11 protein-coding genes and 3 rRNA genes are annotated in these 19,272 nt (G+C 55.0%); 5 read left to right on the top strand and 9 right to left on the bottom strand.

The window, feature by feature from the left end:
- Nucleotides 1-8: 8 nt before the first annotated feature.
- Entirely contained in the window at nucleotides 9-998 is a 990-nt protein-coding gene (locus KTT_RS20290; RefSeq protein WP_126597721.1) for an alpha/beta fold hydrolase, read from the bottom strand.
- A gap of 346 nt (nucleotides 999-1,344) precedes the next feature.
- On the opposite strand from KTT_RS20290, the gene KTT_RS20285 reads away from it, so the two are divergent.
- Both KTT_RS20285 and KTT_RS20280 read left to right on the top strand, forming a co-directional pair.
- Nucleotides 1,345-1,977 (top strand): MSMEG_1061 family FMN-dependent PPOX-type flavoprotein, encoded by a 633-nt coding sequence (locus KTT_RS20285; protein ID WP_126597720.1) that lies wholly within the window; start codon nucleotides 1,345-1,347, stop codon nucleotides 1,975-1,977.
- 49 nt (nucleotides 1,978-2,026) lie between these two features.
- Complete coding sequence (locus KTT_RS20280; protein ID WP_126597719.1) at nucleotides 2,027-2,629, top strand: hypothetical protein; 603 nt, start codon at nucleotides 2,027-2,029, stop codon at nucleotides 2,627-2,629.
- Between the two features lie 30 nt (nucleotides 2,630-2,659).
- Here KTT_RS20280 and KTT_RS20275 read toward each other — a convergent pair whose 3' ends face one another.
- On the bottom strand, nucleotides 2,660-3,661 hold the full coding sequence (locus tag KTT_RS20275) for a phosphotransferase enzyme family protein (protein ID WP_126597718.1): 1,002 nt from the start codon (nucleotides 3,659-3,661) through the stop codon (nucleotides 2,660-2,662).
- Between the two features lie 445 nt (nucleotides 3,662-4,106).
- Between KTT_RS20275 and KTT_RS20270 the strand changes: the two genes are divergently transcribed.
- The gene (locus KTT_RS20270; protein ID WP_126597717.1) at nucleotides 4,107-5,894 is read left to right on the top strand and encodes a hypothetical protein; all 1,788 of its coding nucleotides are present in this window, start codon (nucleotides 4,107-4,109) and stop codon (nucleotides 5,892-5,894) included.
- Nucleotides 5,895-6,091: 197 nt separating this feature from the next.
- Here KTT_RS20270 and KTT_RS20265 read toward each other — a convergent pair whose 3' ends face one another.
- The 3 genes from KTT_RS20265 to KTT_RS20255 form a co-directional block, all read right to left on the bottom strand.
- The gene (locus tag KTT_RS20265; protein ID WP_126597716.1) at nucleotides 6,092-8,074 is read right to left on the bottom strand and encodes a serine hydrolase domain-containing protein; all 1,983 of its coding nucleotides are present in this window, start codon (nucleotides 8,072-8,074) and stop codon (nucleotides 6,092-6,094) included.
- Between the two features lie 307 nt (nucleotides 8,075-8,381).
- Complete coding sequence (locus tag KTT_RS20260) at nucleotides 8,382-9,287, bottom strand: phosphotransferase family protein (RefSeq protein WP_160146001.1); 906 nt, start codon at nucleotides 9,285-9,287, stop codon at nucleotides 8,382-8,384.
- A gap of 367 nt (nucleotides 9,288-9,654) precedes the next feature.
- Nucleotides 9,655-12,616, bottom strand: a 23S ribosomal RNA gene (locus KTT_RS20255).
- Nucleotides 12,617-12,727: 111 nt separating this feature from the next.
- On the opposite strand from KTT_RS20255, the gene KTT_RS20250 reads away from it, so the two are divergent.
- Entirely contained in the window at nucleotides 12,728-13,081 is a 354-nt protein-coding gene (locus KTT_RS20250) for a hypothetical protein (RefSeq protein ID WP_126597714.1), read from the top strand.
- Nucleotides 13,082-13,113: 32 nt separating this feature from the next.
- Here KTT_RS20250 and KTT_RS20245 read toward each other — a convergent pair.
- Nucleotides 13,114-14,592, bottom strand: a 16S ribosomal RNA gene (locus KTT_RS20245).
- Between the two features lie 746 nt (nucleotides 14,593-15,338).
- Here KTT_RS20245 and rrf point away from each other — a divergent pair.
- Nucleotides 15,339-15,455, top strand: a 5S ribosomal RNA gene (gene rrf / locus KTT_RS20240).
- 96 nt (nucleotides 15,456-15,551) lie between these two features.
- Here rrf and KTT_RS20235 read toward each other — a convergent pair.
- From KTT_RS20235 to KTT_RS20225, 3 genes are all read right to left on the bottom strand, one after another.
- Nucleotides 15,552-15,986, bottom strand: a complete 435-nt coding sequence (locus KTT_RS20235) for an OsmC family protein (protein WP_126597713.1) — start codon at nucleotides 15,984-15,986, stop codon at nucleotides 15,552-15,554.
- A 181-nt stretch (nucleotides 15,987-16,167) separates the two neighbouring features.
- Complete coding sequence (locus tag KTT_RS20230) at nucleotides 16,168-17,181, bottom strand: hypothetical protein (protein ID WP_126597712.1); 1,014 nt, start codon at nucleotides 17,179-17,181, stop codon at nucleotides 16,168-16,170.
- 316 nt (nucleotides 17,182-17,497) lie between these two features.
- A complete protein-coding gene (locus tag KTT_RS20225) occupies nucleotides 17,498-19,192 on the bottom strand; it encodes a hypothetical protein (protein ID WP_126597711.1) in 1,695 nt (564 codons plus the stop codon).
- Nucleotides 19,193-19,272 lie beyond the last annotated feature (80 nt).

Here is a 19,272-nt window from a genome sequence, read left to right as displayed (position 1 = left end):
TGTCCAGCCTATGCATGGATCGTTTCATGAAACACCTGCCGAATAGCTTTGATGACAAGATCAGGTTGGTCGAGTTGGATGTAATGGCCGCTGCGACTTGCAACCACAAGCATGCTGCGGGATGAGAGATGAGCGAAAAATTCCTGATGAGATGCATTCGGGGGCACAGGTAAACCATGGAAAAGGACCACCAATGGTTCCTTCCCTGCGCGTTGCGCCGAAGAGCGTACCTCATTGGCGGTTTGATTAAAAGCTGTGAGCTCATCAGCATAGGTGTGAAAAAACTGTGGCTGAGCCTGATATGCTTTTAGCGCAGGAAGGACATCTGGAGGATATTCACTAAAGTTGCTGGCGGACGCGAGATTCAATTGAAGAGCCAGGCGCGGGATACCAAACCTCGCCAACCACTGATCGGCGTAATGGCTCTGTATATCCTGAGCTAAAGGAGGTGGCTGATCTTCATAACTTGGATCGACAAGCACCATGCCGGCGACTTGTTGGGGATAGGTGCTGGCATAGAGGCGCACATAGAGTCCACCTAATGAATGCCCAACCAGGATATAGGGACCCGAAATATGAGCGTTCGTGAGTAACGTATGAAGTTCGGTCACGATCTGCGCACCCGTGCGCGGGGTCGGGCCAAGATCGCTCGCGCCATCGCCAGCCCGATCGTAGGAACAAACGTGTGTGAAGATGGAGACGGTAGGTTGTACCTTACTCCAGACGAGTGTAGTATCACCAAGACCCGCCTCAAGAATGACGGTCGGGCTTCCTTTCCCTGTACAGTACAGATGAAGCTGATGTCCCCCTACATCAACCATCTGCCCGGCGAGACCAAACTGGTGCCGATCAACGGCGGTCGCGATCGTTTGATAGATTGCTCCTGAACCCGCAAGAACAAGCAGAAGAATTATCCCACAGAGAAAGATACGCAGCAATCTTGCCCTCACAGTATTTTTACGCGGCCAGGGTATGAGCTGAAATCCTTTTTTGTCCACGTCGTTTTCTGCTCCTTCTATTTTGCATTACACTCATTTGAAGATTATAAAATATTCGGAAGGTAAAAAACATATATCGCCTGGTATTTCTCAAATAGATTCTTCCCGCTCCGCAATCCCATTGGCGGTGATCGCTATGTTCCCCCTGCCAGGGATGACTAATAGCCTGCCCAAAAAGTAACGTTTTGAGCGCCTAGCTATAGGATGATTGTACTTGCTTGTCTGGGTTTTACACCACATGAGAAGCTACAGCTGTATTTATAAATAAGAATATAAATTTATATAAATGTTTAATGGTACTATAATTAGAAGTTAATTTAATAATCAAGGAGAAGGATTGTACGTTATGGGTCCAGCCAGATTTACAAACCCAGTGACGTCTGAGGCGGCCTTACGTCAGTTGGTAGGGACGCCGAGCCAGGTTGTTCGCTACAAGCAACTTTCCAGCCTCGACCAGCAATGCCAGGAGTTTATCAGATTATCGCCGTTTCTTTTAATGGCGACAACGAACTCGTTTGGGTATTGTGATGTGTCCCCGCGTGGCGATGCGCCAGGCTTTGTGCAGATTCTGGATGAGGTGACGCTCGTGATCCCGGAACGATCGGGCAATCGGCGCGTCGATACACTGGGCAATATTATCCAGGTCGGTAGCATCGGCATGCTCTTTCTTATCCCTGGCGAAAAGGAGGCGTTGCGCGTCAATGGGCGAGCCTGCGTGATCCGGGATAAGGATATTTTAGCGCGCTCCACCGTTCAGGGTCAGCAGCCTCTGCTTGGCATCGGCGTCGAGGTTGAAGAGGCGTTTATCCATTGTACAAAGGCAATCGAGCGCTCAAGGCTCTGGGAGCAAGCGAGATGGCAGGAGATGGCGGTGTCCCCCTCAGTCGGGCAGATGCTGCAGAAGCAAACGTGCATCTCCGATATTACGACGCAGAAAATTAATGCTTACCTCGAAGAGGATTATAAATATCTCTACTAACTGGATATATTTATACTTATCTATCTATGTAGATAGGAGGCTACCCTCGTTGAATCATGGCATTCCTCACCGCCCATGGCAGGTTCTCTTGCTCGGCGGTCCTTCTGGCGTTGGGAAGACCAGCGTCAGTTACCGGCTGGCGCAGCACTTCGGAATTGGGATCACGGAAGTCGATGATTTCCAGGTGGTGCTTGAGCGCATGACGACGCCCGCGGAGCAACCTGTCCTGCACTACTGGCGCACCCATCCTAGAGCGGGAGACTTACCGGTAGAGGAGATTGTCAAACACACGATCGCCGTGGGCCAGGTGATGGTGCCGGCGCTAGCGGCGGTGATCACCAATCACATTGAAAGTCGAGCGCCTGTTATTCTGGAAGGGGATTTCATCCTCCCCATGCTGGCTACAGCTTTTTCAGATAGCTCACAGCGGAACCCGGTACAAGCACTCTTCCTGTATGAAGACAGCGAAGAACAATTCCGTCGCAATTTTATGCAGCGTGAGCCCGAACACGGTCCGCAGGAGAAGCGTGCCCGGGTAAGCTGGCTCTACGGACAATGGCTCAAGCATGAAGCCAAACGCGTGGGCGCCCTGACAATAGCCGCTCGACCATCAGCCGACCTTTTTGAACGCATAGTGACCGCACTCAACTGAAAAGAAATAGATTACACCAGGTATGCATGGCTACTGGGAAAGCTGCTCAAAACGAGTTCGGGCCTGATCCGCGATCTCGTCAGCGGCGCGATAGCGGGTCCACCACCACTGGGAAAACCCGGCGTTTTGCTGCTGGGCGATGGCCGCAGCGAAGTTACAGACGCCAAATACAAGAGAACGAAAGCGGATCGCGTCCGCCAGGTAAGCGAGTTCAGCGGTAGTCAATTGATGGTACTGGCGGTAGCCTTCAATGACCGCTTGCAGCAGTTCTGTGGCTGGATGAAAAGGCTCTGGAGATAGAGGGAACCAGGGGGCCTTTCCATCGCAGTTGGATAGCAAGAAAGCGACATCGAGGACCGCCGGTCCCAGGCCTGATCCCTCCCAATCCAGAAGAGTGACATGCCCAGGTGCCGTCATCACAGCATTGAAAGGATGGCAATCGTTGTGGATGAGCGTCGTGGGCAGATGGGTGCCGCGATCAAGCGACGAGAGAGTTGTCTCTAATAGATCAAATTGTGGGATATAGAGATGTGGGACGCGAGTGGCGACGGCATCAAGCTGCCGCTGTGCGAAGGCCAGCTCGTTTGACGGCAGCATGCCCGCGCGTGGCGGATCGTAGGTGAGCACAGGCTTGAGCGCGTGGAGCTGTCCTACAACGCCTCCTAGCAGGCGGAACATTGAAGGGGTGTATTCCAAAGGATTGCCGACGAGAAAGGTTGTCAGCAAGAGATGCCAGCCCTCAACGGTTACCGTAGTCGCCTGCTCGGTCGTCAAAATGATCCGCTCCGCTGGATAGTCCTGCTGCTCGAAAAACTGGAGCAGGCGCGTAAGCTCAAAGAGGGCGGACTTGTCGGAATCTGTTACGACGCGTAGAATCTGGCGCGTCCCATCTACCAGGTCCACCCGAAAAATATATTTCCCTGAATCACTCGGTAGACGATGAAGCTCTACAGTCTGAGCGTGATAGTATCTGTGGATACATTCGACTAAAAAAGGGCTTTCTAGCGTCGGTTGCAGGTCTTTTTCATTCATCTAACCCGTATATCCTTTTCACAAAATCAAAATATTTCCATGCAATTATAACAACAAGTAACACCTTCAGTATAAATTCTCATCCTTTCGTGCAAAGTCGGTCAGCCTTCACTTAACTCACCAGCCTCGTAATTTCTATATGATAACTATATCACTTTTTATTCACATTTACATATTACGCAGGGTAGGAAACAGTTTAATTTGTAATTACACGTATAATACCACTATAAAACCTCTTCTATTTTTACCGTAAAAGTCAGGTTTTGGAAAGGGCTCTTTTGACGTGAGGATTTGTGTAAAAGTGTGCAGGAATGTTTGTCTGTATGGTCTGAGAATTGTTCCTCCGGCTCGGCTGGCCGTTTCTGGCTTCCCCTGGGCTCACCAACAGCATTGGCACCATGCTACAGCAGCCGCCCATGCCATTTCAAAGGATACCGTCAGGGGTATGCCCCGCTTCTGGCTGGTTGCCGTGGCGGTGATGCTGCTCGCCAGCATGGGGAGCGTCGGTGTGGGGAGATCTACCACGCAGGCGGCCCCCTCAAGGAGCGCGGAGAGGGGGTGGGGCACCATCGGGCCGCAGCGCGCGCTCAGTGGTGTGCTGCTGCCTGGCTCGGTGGTGCACGCGCAGCCCGGTCCGCCGACGCCGGCGCCTAATGCAGCTTCCCAGGCCTGCGCAGCCACCAGGCACAAGGTCGAGCCGCAGATGGCCGTGTCCGGGCAGGCATCCCGGACCGAGCATCCCCTGCGTGAAGTGGCGCAGCCCGGCGCGGACCAGGTCCTGGTGCCGGATACGTCCCCCTGGCTGGGCGCACCATTACCGGATCCGAAGCACACGCCACCCCCACCGCAGGGAGACCCACGGCGACTGACGCTGTTCCGCAATACCACCGTGCCGGTCACCACCGGGAACCAAATAATCCCTGCGGAGCCCAGCACCGACCAGTTGGGGCGGAATATCTTCGCCACCGGCAACCACCATGCCGAGTTCTCCCGGGACAATGGCCGGATCTGGCAAGGGCTGAATCCCTACGCCATCTTTGGGCCCGACTTCTGCTGCGACCAGGTCACTGTGGCCGACCCCCAGTACCATCTGCAAGACTGGGTACTGCAGTACATGCCATTTTTCAATAACCCCGGTGTTGTAGGTAATGGTCATCTGGTGCTGGCGACTTCTCCTGTAGGAGATTTCGTCAACTGGCGCCCCTACACTATCAGGCCGTCCGATGTCGGGTACGCCAATGACCAGAACAACCTGGACTACAACGACCTGGTAGTCGGCAGCCGCTATCTGTACCTGACCACACGGCTCATCACGTTCCTTCCCGACAGGGACTACCGTGTCAATGCCGTAGTGCTGATGCGGATCTCTCGCGCGGACCTGGCTGCGGGACGTCCGGCGCACTACGACGCGATCACCCGCACCGACATCATCGAAGAGCTGCGGGTTCCCCAGGGCATCACCGATATCGCTTACGCGGGCGCTACCTCACTGCGTACCGGGGAAGGGCGTGTGCTACGCCTGCTCGTCTGGCCGAAGTGGTCCATGTGGGTAACCACCGTCGACCGGCTCGTCCCGCCGTTTCGCTACATGACGCCTGACAAACCGAGGATGAAGGGAGACTGCAGCAGCCGCGACCAGATAGTCACCAACTGGTGCAGTGAACTGACTTCCGGTGGGGTGTTCGCCGCTCGCGGCGGGGGCTACCTGTGGTTTTCCTGGGCGGCACAGCAGTACGGCGCCCGGCGCCCCTTCCCGTATGTAAGGATCACCGGTATCCAGGAGAAGGATTTACACGTAGCCGTCAGCCACGACCTGTACGGACTCACCGTGGCCCACGCCTATCAGGCAATCGCTGCAAACGCGCACGGCGATCTAGGACTGATCGATGCCTATGGCGGCGGCACCGGCACCACCGACTACTTTCCCGGCTCGATGATCGCCATCTTCGACAATCTCAAATTCAAACTGGCCTCACCCACGGTCGACTATTTCCTCACAGGGAAGGGCAACTCCTGCATCGATCAGCCCGGGGTCTCGTTCGATGGAACCTGGGGTGATTTTCTCACCATCCGGCACTGGCACGCCGGAGGCGACGTCTGGTTGGCCACCGCCTTTGCCCGCAAGGACAACACCCCAAACATCTGTACAGAACCAGTGCAGCTGACCATCAAGAACGTCGTCTTTGGCTGGAAAAGCGACCGTCGCTTCTACGAACGAGCCGTTCGCCCCTGACCAGCGCGTCCCTGAGACTCCTCATGGTCCTCAGGCCCGGGGCGGTCACCGCCTCGCGGCCTGGGGACCATGAGCACCTGAATAACCCGTCGAAGATCAAACATAGCGTGATACCCGCATCCCCCACTGAGCTATTCCGCGAAAAGCACATACGGGAAAGGATAATTTTGCATGCTGTACATTCTGGCAAAGCGGGCTCACCATCGAAGCAGGTTCCAATACGCTATCTCCCAGACAAAGATCAGAGCCGCGAGGGTGACCAGGGTATAATGCAGACGCAATCCGCGACCCCAGATCCGTTGTTTCCACATCAGAGCCGCGCATAGCATAGCGCCAGCCGTGAGGATCACTGAGACAAGGCCAAGCGCGAACAACAGGGCGCGTCCCGATCCTCCAAAGAAGGTGATGCCCTGGATGTTGACCGTGACGACAAACCAGAGGAACAATACGAGCAAGAGCAGAATCACCATATTGACGCCACTCACCAGTCCCATGATCCAGCGTGCGATTCGAAAGGACGCATTCTTCGCCTGAGGTGCTCCCGTGCGCCGGAAGCGGAACCTCTGGAGCAGGAGCCAGAGTAAGAGCAGGAAGGCTGATAGGAAGAGCAAGAGCGCGAAAGCAAGCAGCATGAGGTGGAACAGAGGCGTCTCATACCAGGCCAGCTTCGCATATGCTCCGAGCACACTATTGAGCAGCATGATAGTCCCGTCCTGCCCTGCTTGAAAGACGATGAGTTCCGTCCCATTGACCAGGCGAAAGAACCAGGGCTGGACTTCGGCAGCAATTTGACCCGCTGGTGGAACCCCCTGGATGCGTATCTCCCCATTGCCATAACCCTGCACATTGATTGTCGAGAGCAATGCCCCCACTTTCCCAAAGGTCGTGTAGTTACGCGTGACTGGCCAGTAGCTTCCCGTGATCTGTTTGGCCCGTTCCGCAAAGCCAGGCAGTGGCTTTGGCATGCTCATATGCCGCGAGGGAGCGGGAAAATAGCGATCGAGGAAGGCTTGCCTTAGCTTTTCTAGAGCCTCGCTGCCGCCATCGCTGTTGTAAGCGACAAAGAGCCCCACCTGCTGGAGCGGTAAGAGCAGAAGCAGGGAGCGAAAAGGACCAATAGCTCCATCATGCTTAATTATCTGCTGGTTATTGGTACGTTGCTCAATGAAGCCATAGGTGAGGCCAGGAATGCGTGGATCGTTGGTAAACTGGCGCCGGTGCATCTCTTGCGCGGTTGCCGCCTGCAGTATCTGGGCAGTGCCCAGGCTCCCGTCTTGCAAATGTGCCAGCATAAATCTGGCCATATCGGTCGCGGTCGAATTCATGGAGCCAGCAGGTGGCTCCTGGATGTATTGAAACGGTTCCGCCTGGTAGCTTTCATCTTTATAGGTATATCCCTCAGCTTGATCGGCGCTCAGAGGGGTGGGGATGGGTTGACGGAATGTGCTATGGCTCATGCTCAGAGGCTGGTAGATATGCTCTTCAATGTAGCGCTCAAAGGGCAGACCGGAGATCTGCTGCACGATATAGCCAGCCAGAGCCGCGCCATAATTGGAATACGAGGCCAGCATACCCGGTGGCCGCACACGCGCCGGGATATTGGCTGCCAGCCATCTCCCCAACGGCTCCAGATCAGCCACATTCATGGTTGATACTGACGAGTCGGGCGCGTACGCATCTTCAAAGCCAGCGGTGTGGGTCAACAGATTGGCCAGGGTAATCGGTTGGGGATAGGTGGCCGGAATCTGAAAAGTCTTGAGATAGCGGTTGACATCGGCATGCAGGTTCAGTTTGCCCTGCTCAACAAGCTGCATAACTGCTGTCCAGGTGAATAACTTGCTCACCGATCCGATGCGGAACAACGTGGTCGCCGCGTTTACACGGGTACCGTGCTGCAGGTTAGCATAGCCGTAGCCTTTGGCAAAGAACAGGCGCCCATCCTTGACCACGGACACCGTAGCTCCTGGGATATGCTTTTGAGCCAGTTGCGCTCCAATCTCCCCATTCAGAAAGGTTTCCAGTTCGCGAGGATCACCGGGGCCCATCGATGGTGGGGATGGTGCCATCTCCGGGAGGGCGCGGGCCAGCGCACTGCTCGCATTGCAGGAGAGCAAGATGAAAATGAGCAGGATAAGCAAAGCTGTTGATGCGTACCGCATGCGAAATGGTAATGAAACCATCAGATAGCTCTCCTCTCTGCTGAGAAAGGCGTCCCCCCATCAAGATATCTTCCTCTGCCGAAAAACAAATGACACAAGAAGAGCTTTTTCAAGAGAACCATCTATCTTATGGGAGCGGTTGCGTCCAGATAAATCCTTATGGCTCTTTCATCCTTTCCTTTGCTGCCTGGGATTACCTTTTGAGCTACACTGGCTTTTTCGTACGGTAGGCTTGACTACGTCATTGTTCTGATATGTTATGCTGCATCGAACAAAAATATACTATTCCCCAACAAAGAAAAGCGCAAACACGACTAAGAAATATAAATTAGCCGGTCAGCGCGCGCTGGAGCAGATTCAGAACGCGCTGGCGCGTGTCGGCCTGGCTTTCAAAACCCCATTCATCGTATATATCTTCTCCCCCGGACACGGGTATTCCTCCCTGCAGGGTGCGCAAACAGCGCAGAGCCAGGCGCGGCGCGAAATCAGCGAATGAGAGGCGCTGCCGTTCCAGATAGCGCTCGACGATGCCCGCCCTATCAAATGGGTTCCAGCAATGAATCCAGTACATGGCCATCCCGATATGCGGATCTTCAAAACAGGGATCGGTAAAGTCGATGAGGCCAGTCAGATGCTCACCATCAAAGAGGAAGTTGCCCTGATTGTAGTCGCCGTTGGAAAAGGCCAGTGGAGTTTTAATGGCATCCACGCGCGGCTCCAGGATAGCCACAGCCTGCTTGAAGCGTGGATCATCAAGCCAGGGGCTTTCCGTTGTCACGATCACCTGCAGTTCCGACTGCAGAGTCCTATGAGGAAGATGAGCGCCAATCGGGTCAGCGTCCAGTGCTTCTGTCACAGCATGCAGCGTCTCAACGCCCTCTAGCAGCAAGCCTATGGCCCATTCTATCTGCGTGGGGGTCGCATGCTGGCCCCAGGTCAGAAAATCCTGTCCTGGCAAGACGTTCAGGATCGTCATGGCACCTACCCCCGGTTGGGTGGGGTCGATCACCGGGCCTGCCAGCACTTGAGGCACAGGTAAGCCCAACCTGACCAGCGCGGGCAACACGGCAGCTTCTTTCTCTACGCCGCCGCGAATATAATTCATACGCAAGATGAGGCGGTAATTCTCTCCCTCGGGCAATTCCAGATCAATCCAGATCGGACAGGGCAACTGGACCGTACGATGAGGCTTCGCGGAGATGATGCGAGTCCCCGGTGGACAAGCAGAGAGCACAAAAGCCTCCTGAAATGCTGTCAATGGGTGGGGCATATCTGCAGGAGATGTCCAAGCGCTGTTCGAGTCTAAAGGTGTAGAAAAAACGTTTTCCGCGTCAGGTGAAGATGACAAGTCCTGATCCTTTCTATCCAGCAGGCACCAGCTGAAAGAGCATCTCTCCATAATGTTATGGACGCTGTGGATATTCCATGAAATTATGTTTTTGTTATGATTATATAAAAAAAGATCTTACTTCTGGGAAGTAAGATCTTTTTTTTGTTGCATAACTGCATACCATGTATCCTCAATTTTGCCGAGCCATCAGTCAGACATGGCTGAAGCAGAGGACGCGCACTACATGAGCCACGATGAAGATACACAATGGTGAAACAAGCCGTACGATCATTAGGGCGACTTCGCTGCGCCTGTTACCAGGTGTCCACGTGTCGTCTATCGACCAGGTCGTCTTCCTGGGATCTTGATCCTACGAATAGGATGGGAGAACTCGTCTTGGGTGCGGCTTCGCGCTTAGATGCTTTCAGCGCTTATCCCTTCTCGACATAGCTATCCAGCTCTGGCCCGGGCAGGCCAACTGGCACACCAGCGGTCGAGCCATCTCGGTCCTCTCGTACTGGAGATGACGCCCCTCAATTCTCCTACGCCCACGACGGATAGAGACCGAACTGTCTCGCGACGTTCTGAACCCAGCTCGCGTGCCGCTTTCATGGGCGAACAGCCCAACCCTTGGGACCTACTCCAGCCCCAGGATGCGACGAGCCGACATCGAGGTGCCAAACCTTGCCGTCGATGTGAACTCTTGGGCAAGATAAGCCTGTTATCCCCGGGGTAGCTTTTATCCGTTGAGCCACACTCCTTCCACTCGGGAATGTGGGATCACTAAGCCCGACTTTCGTCCCTGCTCGACCTGTCCGTCTTGCAGTCAAGCTCCCTTGTGCCTTTACACTCTGTATGGGTGATGTCCATCCACCCTGAGGGAACCTTTGGGCGCCTCCGTTACGCTTTGGGAGGCGACCGCCCCAGTCAAACTACCCGCCTGATCCTGTCCACGTCCCGGCTCACGGTGACGTGTGAGAAACAAAACACAACGAGAGTGGTATTTCATTGCCGTCTCCCCTACCCCCACAAGGATAGGTTCTCCGACTCCCACCTATGCTACGCACGCTCTGCCTCGTTTCGAGGTCAAGGTGTAGTAAAGCTCCACGGGGTCTTTTTGTCCTGTCGTGGGTAACCCGTATCTTCACGGGTACTTCAATTTCGCCGAGTCCTCTGTCGAGACAGTGCTCAACTCGTTACTCCTTTCGTGCGGGTCGGAACTTACCCGACAAGGAATTTCGCTACCTTAGGACCGTTATAGTTACGGCCGCCGTTCACCGGGGCTTAGATTCGCAGCTACGTACACCGCTCCTCGTAACCTTCCGGCACTGGGCAGGAGTCAGCCCCTATACTTCCGCTTTCGCGTTCGCAGAGACCTGTGTTTTTGGTAAACAGTCGGTTGAGCCAATTTCTTGCAACCCCCTCACGCCACTCCGAAGAGCCTCGCTACTAGGGCACCCCTTCTTCCGAAGGTACGGGGTCAATTTGCCGAGTTCCTTAACAGAGGGTCGCTCGATCACCTGGGGAGTGTTCCCCCTGCCTACCAGTGTCGGTTTGCGGTACGGGCGGAGATGACTCTGGCGAGAGGCTTTTCTTGGCGGCCTAGGGGCCGATGACTTCCGCGGACCAACGTCCGCTCGCTGCACGTGTCATGCACAGGAAGCCGGGATTTGCCTCGGCTTCGCACTTCACCGCACAGACCCATCCTGTCCAATCGATGGGCTCACCTTCCTTACCGCGTCCCCCCATTGCTCATCACGAGCATCTCCGGTGCAGGAATCTCTGACCTGCTTTCCATCGCCTACGACTATGACGTCCTCGGCTTAGGACCCGACTCACCCTGGGACGTTTGACGGTGCCCAGGAACCCTCAGGCATTCGGTGTGTCTGGTTATCACAGACATGACGCTACTCATTCCGGCATTCTCACTTCTCTTCGCTCCACCAGTCCTTGCGGTCTGGCTTCTCTGCTTGAGAACGCTCCCCTACCAATCCATCTCGCGATGGATTCCATGGCTTCGGTAATCCGCTTCAGCCTCGATACGTTGTCGGTGCCACGACACTCGACCAGTGAGCTATTACGCACTCTTTAAATGGTGGCTGCTTCTAAGCCAACATCCTGGCTGTTTGGGCGTTGTGACCCCCTTTTACACTCAGCGGATACTTGGAGACCTTAGCCGATGGTCTGGGCTGTTTCCCTTTTGACGACGAAGCTTAGCCCCCGCCGTCTCACTTGCATGCATGCTGTCCTGGCATTCGCAGTTTGCTTGGGTTTGGTAACCTGCACGAGGCCCCTAGCCCATTCAGAGCTCTACCTCCAGGATAGTGTGTCATACAGCTGTACCTCAATACATTTCGGGGAGAACCAGCTATCTCCGTGTTCGATTGGAATTTCTCCCCTATCCACAAGTCATCCCCCAGTTTTGCAACACTGGTGGGTGCGAGCCTCGACGGACTGTCACATCCGCTTCACTCTGCTCATGGATAGCTCACACGGTTTCGGGTCGCATCGCCGCAACGTTCGCCCTGTTCAGACTCGGTTGCCCTATGGCTCCCCAGCTTTAGCGCTGGTTAACCAGGCTACGACGATGCACTCGCCGGATCATTCTACAAAAGGCACGCCATCAGCCCTTGGTTCCTCGTGGAACAGTGGCCTCTGACTGCTGGTGAGTACGTGGTTTCAGGGTCTCTTTCATCCCCCTCTCGGGGTGCTTTTCACCTTTCCCTCACGGTACTTGTTCGCTATCGGTCGCTAAAGATGTGTAGCCTTGGAGGGTGGTCCCCCCAGCTTCCCACAAGATTGCACGTGTCTCGTGGTACTCAGGATCCTAGCCGATTCGAGTTCTCCGTCCTTTACGGGACTGTCACCCGCTCTGGTCGCGCTTTCCAACGCGTTCAAGTGGAAATCTCTCCTGTGTTGCTAGTCCTACAACCCCGATGGACCCGAGGGTTCATCGGTTTGGGCTCCTCCCGGTTCGCTCGCCACTACTACGGGAATCTCGGTTGATTTCTCTTCGTCGGGTTACTGAGATGTTTCAGTTCACCCACTGCCCCCCGTCACTGCCTATGTGTTCAGCAGGCGGTCTCCAGACATCACTCTGGAGGAGTTGCCTCATTCGGATTCTCGGGGTTCATCGCTTGTATGCAGCTCCCCCCGAACGTTTCGCCGGTCTCCGCGTCCTTCTTCGGTCTTTAGCGCCAAGGCATCCACCTCGTACTCTGTGTAGCTTGTTCTCTTCTTATCTCATCATGGTCTATGAATGCTTTGACTTATTCTTTGCGAGAATAAATCGATCCTCTGCTTCAACTCTGGCTGACCTTATCGCTCAGCAAAATTGAAGATACATGGTATTCAGTTGTGAAGGTGCACTGTTGTGGCTCTCGCCACACGCTTGCCGCCTGCGGCGGCGCGCGGAAGAGGGAGAAGATCCTGGGGGACACCCCCAGACCCCTGGCATGGGGACTGCCGTCCCCCTGCACCCCCTGGTGCGCTGTGCGCAAGAGGGAAAAATGCTGGGAAAACATCCCCATACCTCTGGTATGGAAACGGTCATTCCCTGCACCCCCTGGTGCGCATGGTTGCGTGTTGCGGTGGTTGTACCCCAACAGCTCAAGAGTGGAAACCAGCGTCGCTTCTGGCAACGCACATCGTACCAATGTCCTGGTCGACCTGGAAGTGGAACACGCTTAGATGTCTGAAGTGTCTTCAGACGCGTGCTCAAGCTCCCTAGAAAGGAGGTGATCCAGCCGCACCTTCCGGTACGGCTACCTTGTTACGACTTCACCCCAATCACTGACCCCACCCTCGACGCTTGCCTCCCAGATGGGTTAGCCCAGCGGCTTCAAGTGTTGCCAACTTTCGTGGTGTGACGGGCGGTGTGTACAAGACCCGGGAACGTATTCACCGTAGTGTGCTGACCTACGGTTACTAGCAACTCCAACTTCATGGAGGCGGGTTGCAGCCTCCAATCTGAACTGAGGCCAGGTTTGACGAGATTAGCTCCCCCTCGCGGGTTCGCAACTCTTTGTCCTGACCATTGTAGCGTGTGTGTCGCCCAAAGCGTAAGGGCCGTGCTGACTTGACGTCATCCCCGCCTTCCTCCGTCTTATAACGGCAGTTTCGCTAGAAAAATCCAACTAACGACAGGGGTTGCGCTCGTTGCGGGACTTAACCCAACATCTCACGACACGAGCTGACGACAGCCATGCAGCACCTGTGAACCCGCCCCGAAGGGACAGCCCGTTACGGCTGGTGCAAGTTCATGTCAAGCCTTGGTAAGGTTCTTCGCGTTGCATCGAATTAAACCACACGCTCCGCTGCTTGTGCGGGTCCCCGTCAATTCCTTTGAGTTTTAATCTTGCGACCGTACTCCCCAGGCGGACCACTTATTGTGTTAACTACGACACTGAAGGGGTCGATACCCCCAACGTCTAGTGGTCATCGTTTACGGCTAGGACTACCAGGGTATCTAATCCTGTTCGCTCCCCTAGCTTTCGCACCTGAGCGTCAGGTACTTCCCAGGACACTGCCTTCGCCTTTGGTGTTCCTCCGGATATCTACGCATTTCACCACTCCACCCGGAATTCCGTGTCCCTCTGAAGCCCTCAAGTCAGACAGTTTCCATAGTACTTCGTCAGTTGAGCCGACGACTGTCACCACAGACTAATCTGACCGCCTGCGTGCGCTTTACGCCCAGTAACTCCGGACAACGCTCGCCTCCTACGTATTACCGCGGCTGCTGGCACGTAGTTAGCCGAGGCTGATTCCTCTGGTACCGTCCGTTCTCGTCCCAGAGAAAAGCAGTTTACGATCCGAAAACCGTCATCCTGCACGCGGCGTTGCTCGTTCAGGGTTGCCCCCATTGACGAAAATTCCTCACTGCTGCCCCCCGTAGGAGTCTGGGCCGTTCTCAATCCCAGTGTGGCTGATCGTCCTCTCAGACCAGCTATCGATCGCAGTCTTGGTAGGCCATTACCCCACCAACCAACTAATCGAGCGCAGGCTCATCCTCGGGCGCCGTTTCCGGCTTTCTTCTTGCGAAGCTATGCGGTATTGTCGGCGATTTCTCGCCGGTATTCCTCACCCCAGGGCAGATGACCCACGTGTTCCTCACCCGTCCGCCACTCCCTACTTGCGTAGGGCGTTCGACTTGCATGTGTTAGGCACGCCGCCAGCGTTTATCCTGAGCCAGGATCAAACTCGCCATCCAATTTTTATGTGTACATCACAGAGCAGTGATGTGCAATTGCATGTGAATTGCGATCATGGCCAAGTTACATTAACATTGGCTTATTTCGCAGATTATTATGGATACTTGATGGTGACCATCAAGCCTCCGAATTGACAGGAACTGGTTCGTTGTGTGTTGTGTTCCAGTTGCTGTTCTGCTTTCCACTCTTCAGTTGTCAAGGTACTGAGTTGGCAGAACCTTCATTCTGCCAGGAGACAGGCGCTTGATGTTTTTTCGCTTGCTTGTCTCACGTGCTGTAGTATCGCATATCCGTTGTGCTTTGTCAAGCGGTTCTGGGACCACTTTTGCGAGCCGTCCGAAATCTCGTTATTCGCCCCGGTCCCGGTCGGAACCGCCGCTGAAAACGGCTGGCATACCCACGGACGCAGCAAACCTGCGGCGGATAGAATTCATGAGGAGAATAATGATCTCAGAGGAGCTACCTTACCGTAGCACGGCTGATGCGAACGAACAGGAGCACCCAATCTCAGCGAGCCAGGTGATTGTTTCATTTGTTGACAGCTCGATGATTATGCCATATCTGTCAGGACCTGTCAAGCACTTTGGGGACGTATTTTACCTCGGCAGCAAAAATCAGATATAGAGGAGATTTTCAAGCACATACACGCAGCCTGGTGAAAAATTGCCTTAAAAGGGGGTTGACAGAGGTTGAACTCTGTAGTAGTATTCCCTCTGTCAGAAAAACCACTTGCATGTGCAGGTGAGCTGGTGACAATAGCGAAGAGGGCACACCCGTTCCCATCCCGAACACGGAAGTTAAGCTCTTCCTCCCCGATGATACTGCGTGGGCAACTGCGTGGGAAAATAGGAAGTCGCCGTCTCACCCGCCCATACGGGTGGTTTTTTTCATGTCGTGGTGGTACAAGGTTTAATCGGACGCGAGGTCCGAACTTATGAGGGGCCTCGCGTCCAGCGACCTACTGGTTTAGTAGGGTTGCATTCAGGCGGATGTCGGTGGCGGCCAGGGCTTTGGAGACGGGGCAGTTTTTCTTGGCATCTTCCGCGATGCGCTGGAAGGTGGCCTCGTCGATGCCAGGAACGACCGCTTCGGTGACGAGCTCGATGGGGTTGATGGCAAAGCCACCCTCGACCGGGTTAAAGTGCACATTGGCCGTGGTGTGGACGCGCGTCGGTACGTGGCCCGCACCAGCCAGGGCAGCCGATAGAGCCATAGAGTAGCAACCGGCATGGGCCGCCGCGATCAATTCCTCGGGGTTGGTGCCGCCGGAACCATCCCCCATGCGGGAACGAAACGAATACTGGCCCTCAAATGCGCCGCTGCCAAGGCTCATCTTCCCCTGGCCGCTCTTCAAATCACCATTCCATTCAGCATCTGCTTTACGAATCGCCATGAATCACTCCTTTTTTGAACCATCTATAGAAATGCCAGCAACGCCAGGACCCGGCGGCCGCGCGGCGACCCCCATGGTCTCCAGCTATGGCTTGATCCTGCGCGCCCTGTCAATAGGTGCGCGCCCCTACTATCATAACACGTTTGGCGGCACGAGGGCCGGGACATTCCATTCCATCATTTCAAGAGCGATGCTCCGTCTGCAGCATTCCTAGCACTTCGCTCTCATCAGAACTGGTGGGCGCATAGTCCGCGTTGGCCTCTTCGATATGCCAGATGACCCCTTTGAGAATGACATAGTGCCACTTCAGATTGGGGCTGTTGTTGAAGTCGGCGGGCGTGGCGGTCTTGAGCAGGTCCAGCAGGTCTTCGGGCACTTTATCGCGAATGTCCAGTTCACCGCTCTGGACCTGCTCAATGTAGCGCGGAACCAGTCCCATGGGGTCATCACGATAGATGACGCGATGGAGATTGCTCAGGTTGCTCAGGCCGGCCTCGCGGTGCTCCGGGATCGCCAGGTCGTTGATGATACGCCGGCGCAGAGCCTCGAAGAAGCTATATTGGACCAGCCCGCTGCAGATAAAGCGTAGCACCGATTCGGCAGAGTCCGACTTCTCGTCCCACTTCTTGAACAGGTTGGCGACGGCCGTGGCCGCCTCGGCTACTTGAGGAACGGCGTTAAGATGGCGGCGGGCCGCGCGAGCCGCGTAGAGGGCCGCCAGTTCATAGACGGTGGTATGATCGTATAAACCGTTGATCTGATCAATAGCGATGCCGCGCACATGCCGCAGATAGCCAATGCCATGGGTATCCTCGGGATCGCACGGATTGTGCCGCGATTGCTCATACGGATTCTCAACATACCAGTCCAGAACGGGACGCTTGATGCCCACGGTAAATTCGTCAAAAGGGATCACTTCGTTGCGCCAGCTGGCCAGGTGGATGCCCTTAGTCTTGGCCTCGACTAGAAAAGTATTGTTAAAGCCCTGGTATGGATCGCTGATAAGGTAGAGGATGGCGGAATGGCTCCACTTACTGTCTGTGGCGATGCGGATCAGGTGCGCAAATACCTCTTTGGGATCCTTATTTTCGCGCAGAACGACGTCGGCCACTTGCAAAAATGGTCCCTCGGATGCAGACTGCAAAAAATAATCCAGGGGGTTCTGATCAATACGGCTAGCTCGATATTTCATCATTACGCATTCCTCAAAATAGAGTGTACTCGTCTGCTTCAATTATGCGATCACTGTTGTGCTTACTGCAAGATACATGAGAAAACCTGGCATAATGAGTAGTCCGCAGAGGAGGTGGGAGCGCGTGATACATCCCTTCACGCACTGAGGCTCAATAAATCTCAATTTAAAACCGGCTTATGCCACACCGTCACGACAGAGCCGATAACTTCTTCATTACGATCTATCCAGAATGATCGCAGCACGAACGACGGCCAGAGCGGTTACGCCCGGCCAACACTTTTCTGGCCGGGCGTAACCGCTCTGGCTGATACAAATCTTACCAGTTCGACAGCTTCCAGCGGCCGCCTGGAAATCCGGTCAGTTCGTGAACTCGATTCGTTGCATCCACAAATACAACCTGTTTAGTGCCGGTGACGGACCAGTCCATGCCTGCCAGGCCACTATCGCTGGCCAGCGGGATCACAGCCTGCTGCGTCAGGTCGTTTCCCTGCCAGCGATCGAATGGCGGCAGAGCCAGTTCCTGCACATGCTTGCTCTCATCGACATAGACCACCACGCGCATGTTCCCCTGCACCCAGTCATAGGCGGCCAGCGACTTGCCGGCGGCCAGGGGACGATTGGTGACGGTGGTGAGATCGCTGACGAACCAGGCATTCAGGGCCGTACGAGAGAGCTCCTGGATGTTATTGCGGACATCAATATAGTCGATATGGATGCTGCCCGCGATGCGCCATTCGTAGGCCACGATGACGTTGCCGTTGGCCAGCGGCGCCCCGGCGGATTGCGTCAGATCGCTATCCCGCCACTTGCCAGAGGCCGTGGAGTATAGTTCCTGTACGTGCCGGCTCTGGTCAACATATGCGATATGTTCGCTGCCATCCTTTGACCAGCTAAAGGCCGAGAGCGCGATCCCATTGGATAGCGGCGCGTCAGTAGCCTTTGTCAGATCGGCCGTTTGCCATTGGACGCCATCCGTACTCGACAACATTTGAATATGCTTCTGCTGATCAATATAGACGATATGCTGCGAACTATCCGTTAGTGTGGTATAGCTAACCAGGATAACTCCATCGGCCAGGGGAGCCTGTGCACGCTGGGTCACGTCCAGCACCTGCCAGTGATCATTGGCGCCCGACGAGAGGACATGGATATGGCCCAGTACATCGATGAACGCGACCTGCTGTCGGTCGGTCTGACCCCAGCTGTAGGTGGTCAGCGCCTTGCCATTGCTCACAGCGGCACGGGTAGCCAGGGTGAGATCATTCTGCTGCCAGCTAATACCATCCTTACTACTCAATTGTTGCACATGGCTATTCGTATCTAGATAAACGGTCTGCATGGAGCCGTCGCTGAGCGTCTGAGAGGTGGCGACGGCTCCGCCCTGCACAGGCAGCAGTTGCAAGGTCGGGGCGGCGAAGATACGGGCACGGGCGGACATGGTGGGATGAGGGGTCAGCGCGGGCTTGCTACCACCGGCGGCATGGCCCGGAAGAAGACCCAGATAGTAGAACGCTCCCCCACCACCCAGGAGCAGAATAACGGCCACGGCCAGCGGTAACACCACATGCTTCGGCCGCGCGCGACGTCGAGTCTGAATGGCCCATGATCGTTGGGTCATATATACTGGAGCCTCTTTCCTACGGGATTTCTTTTCTTTATACTTATAGGTGACAAGTCGGATACGACCGGGTATATAAAGGATGGGTGGGTCATACAACCGGGGATCTTCTATAGGAGACCCCTGCTCTCCACCTCCCGGAGTGGCATCAGGATCCCCGACACTGATGGACGCTTTCTCCAGTATCAGTGTAGCCTCGGGATCAACATCGGTTGCTGCGCTCTGCTCTTCATGAACAGGGATGGTCGATGACATGAATGGCGCGACCGGACGCTTTCGCTGCTTGATATCCGGTAATTCCTGCGTCTTCTCCATATCCTCTTCGCGTAGATTATCTGCCTGGGATTGCGCGGCCCGCGCGTGGCCAGAAAATGTATTATCTGCAGATTCCATACAGTTCTCCACTGGCAGTAGATGCTTTTCATTCATTATGTCTAGTCGTAAGCAGAAATAATATAAGATAAGGACAAGAA

The sequence above is a fragment of the Dictyobacter aurantiacus genome (assembly GCF_003967515.1).
GTDB lineage: Bacteria > Chloroflexota > Ktedonobacteria > Ktedonobacterales > Ktedonobacteraceae > Dictyobacter > Dictyobacter aurantiacus.
This window is presented reverse-complemented; position numbering and strand designations above follow the sequence as displayed.

What these genes read in the sequence shown, in the direction of transcription:
- KTT_RS20230 (WP_126597712.1), bottom strand. Translation starts at nt 17,181, where the DNA reads ATGATGAAATATCGAGCTAGCCGTATTGATCAGAACCCCCTGGATTAT.
- KTT_RS20285 (WP_126597720.1), top strand. Translation starts at nt 1,345, where the DNA reads ATGGGTCCAGCCAGATTTACAAACCCAGTGACGTCTGAGGCGGCCTTA.
- KTT_RS20275 (WP_126597718.1), bottom strand. Translation starts at nt 3,661, where the DNA reads ATGAATGAAAAAGACCTGCAACCGACGCTAGAAAGCCCTTTTTTAGTC.
- KTT_RS20265 (WP_126597716.1), bottom strand. Translation starts at nt 8,074, where the DNA reads ATGGTTTCATTACCATTTCGCATGCGGTACGCATCAACAGCTTTGCTT.
- KTT_RS20250 (WP_126597714.1), top strand. Translation starts at nt 12,728, where the DNA reads ATGGTATTCAGTTGTGAAGGTGCACTGTTGTGGCTCTCGCCACACGCT.
- KTT_RS20270 (WP_126597717.1), top strand. Translation starts at nt 4,107, where the DNA reads ATGCCCCGCTTCTGGCTGGTTGCCGTGGCGGTGATGCTGCTCGCCAGC.
- KTT_RS20225 (WP_126597711.1), bottom strand. Translation starts at nt 19,192, where the DNA reads ATGGAATCTGCAGATAATACATTTTCTGGCCACGCGCGGGCCGCGCAA.
- KTT_RS20235 (WP_126597713.1), bottom strand. Translation starts at nt 15,986, where the DNA reads ATGGCGATTCGTAAAGCAGATGCTGAATGGAATGGTGATTTGAAGAGC.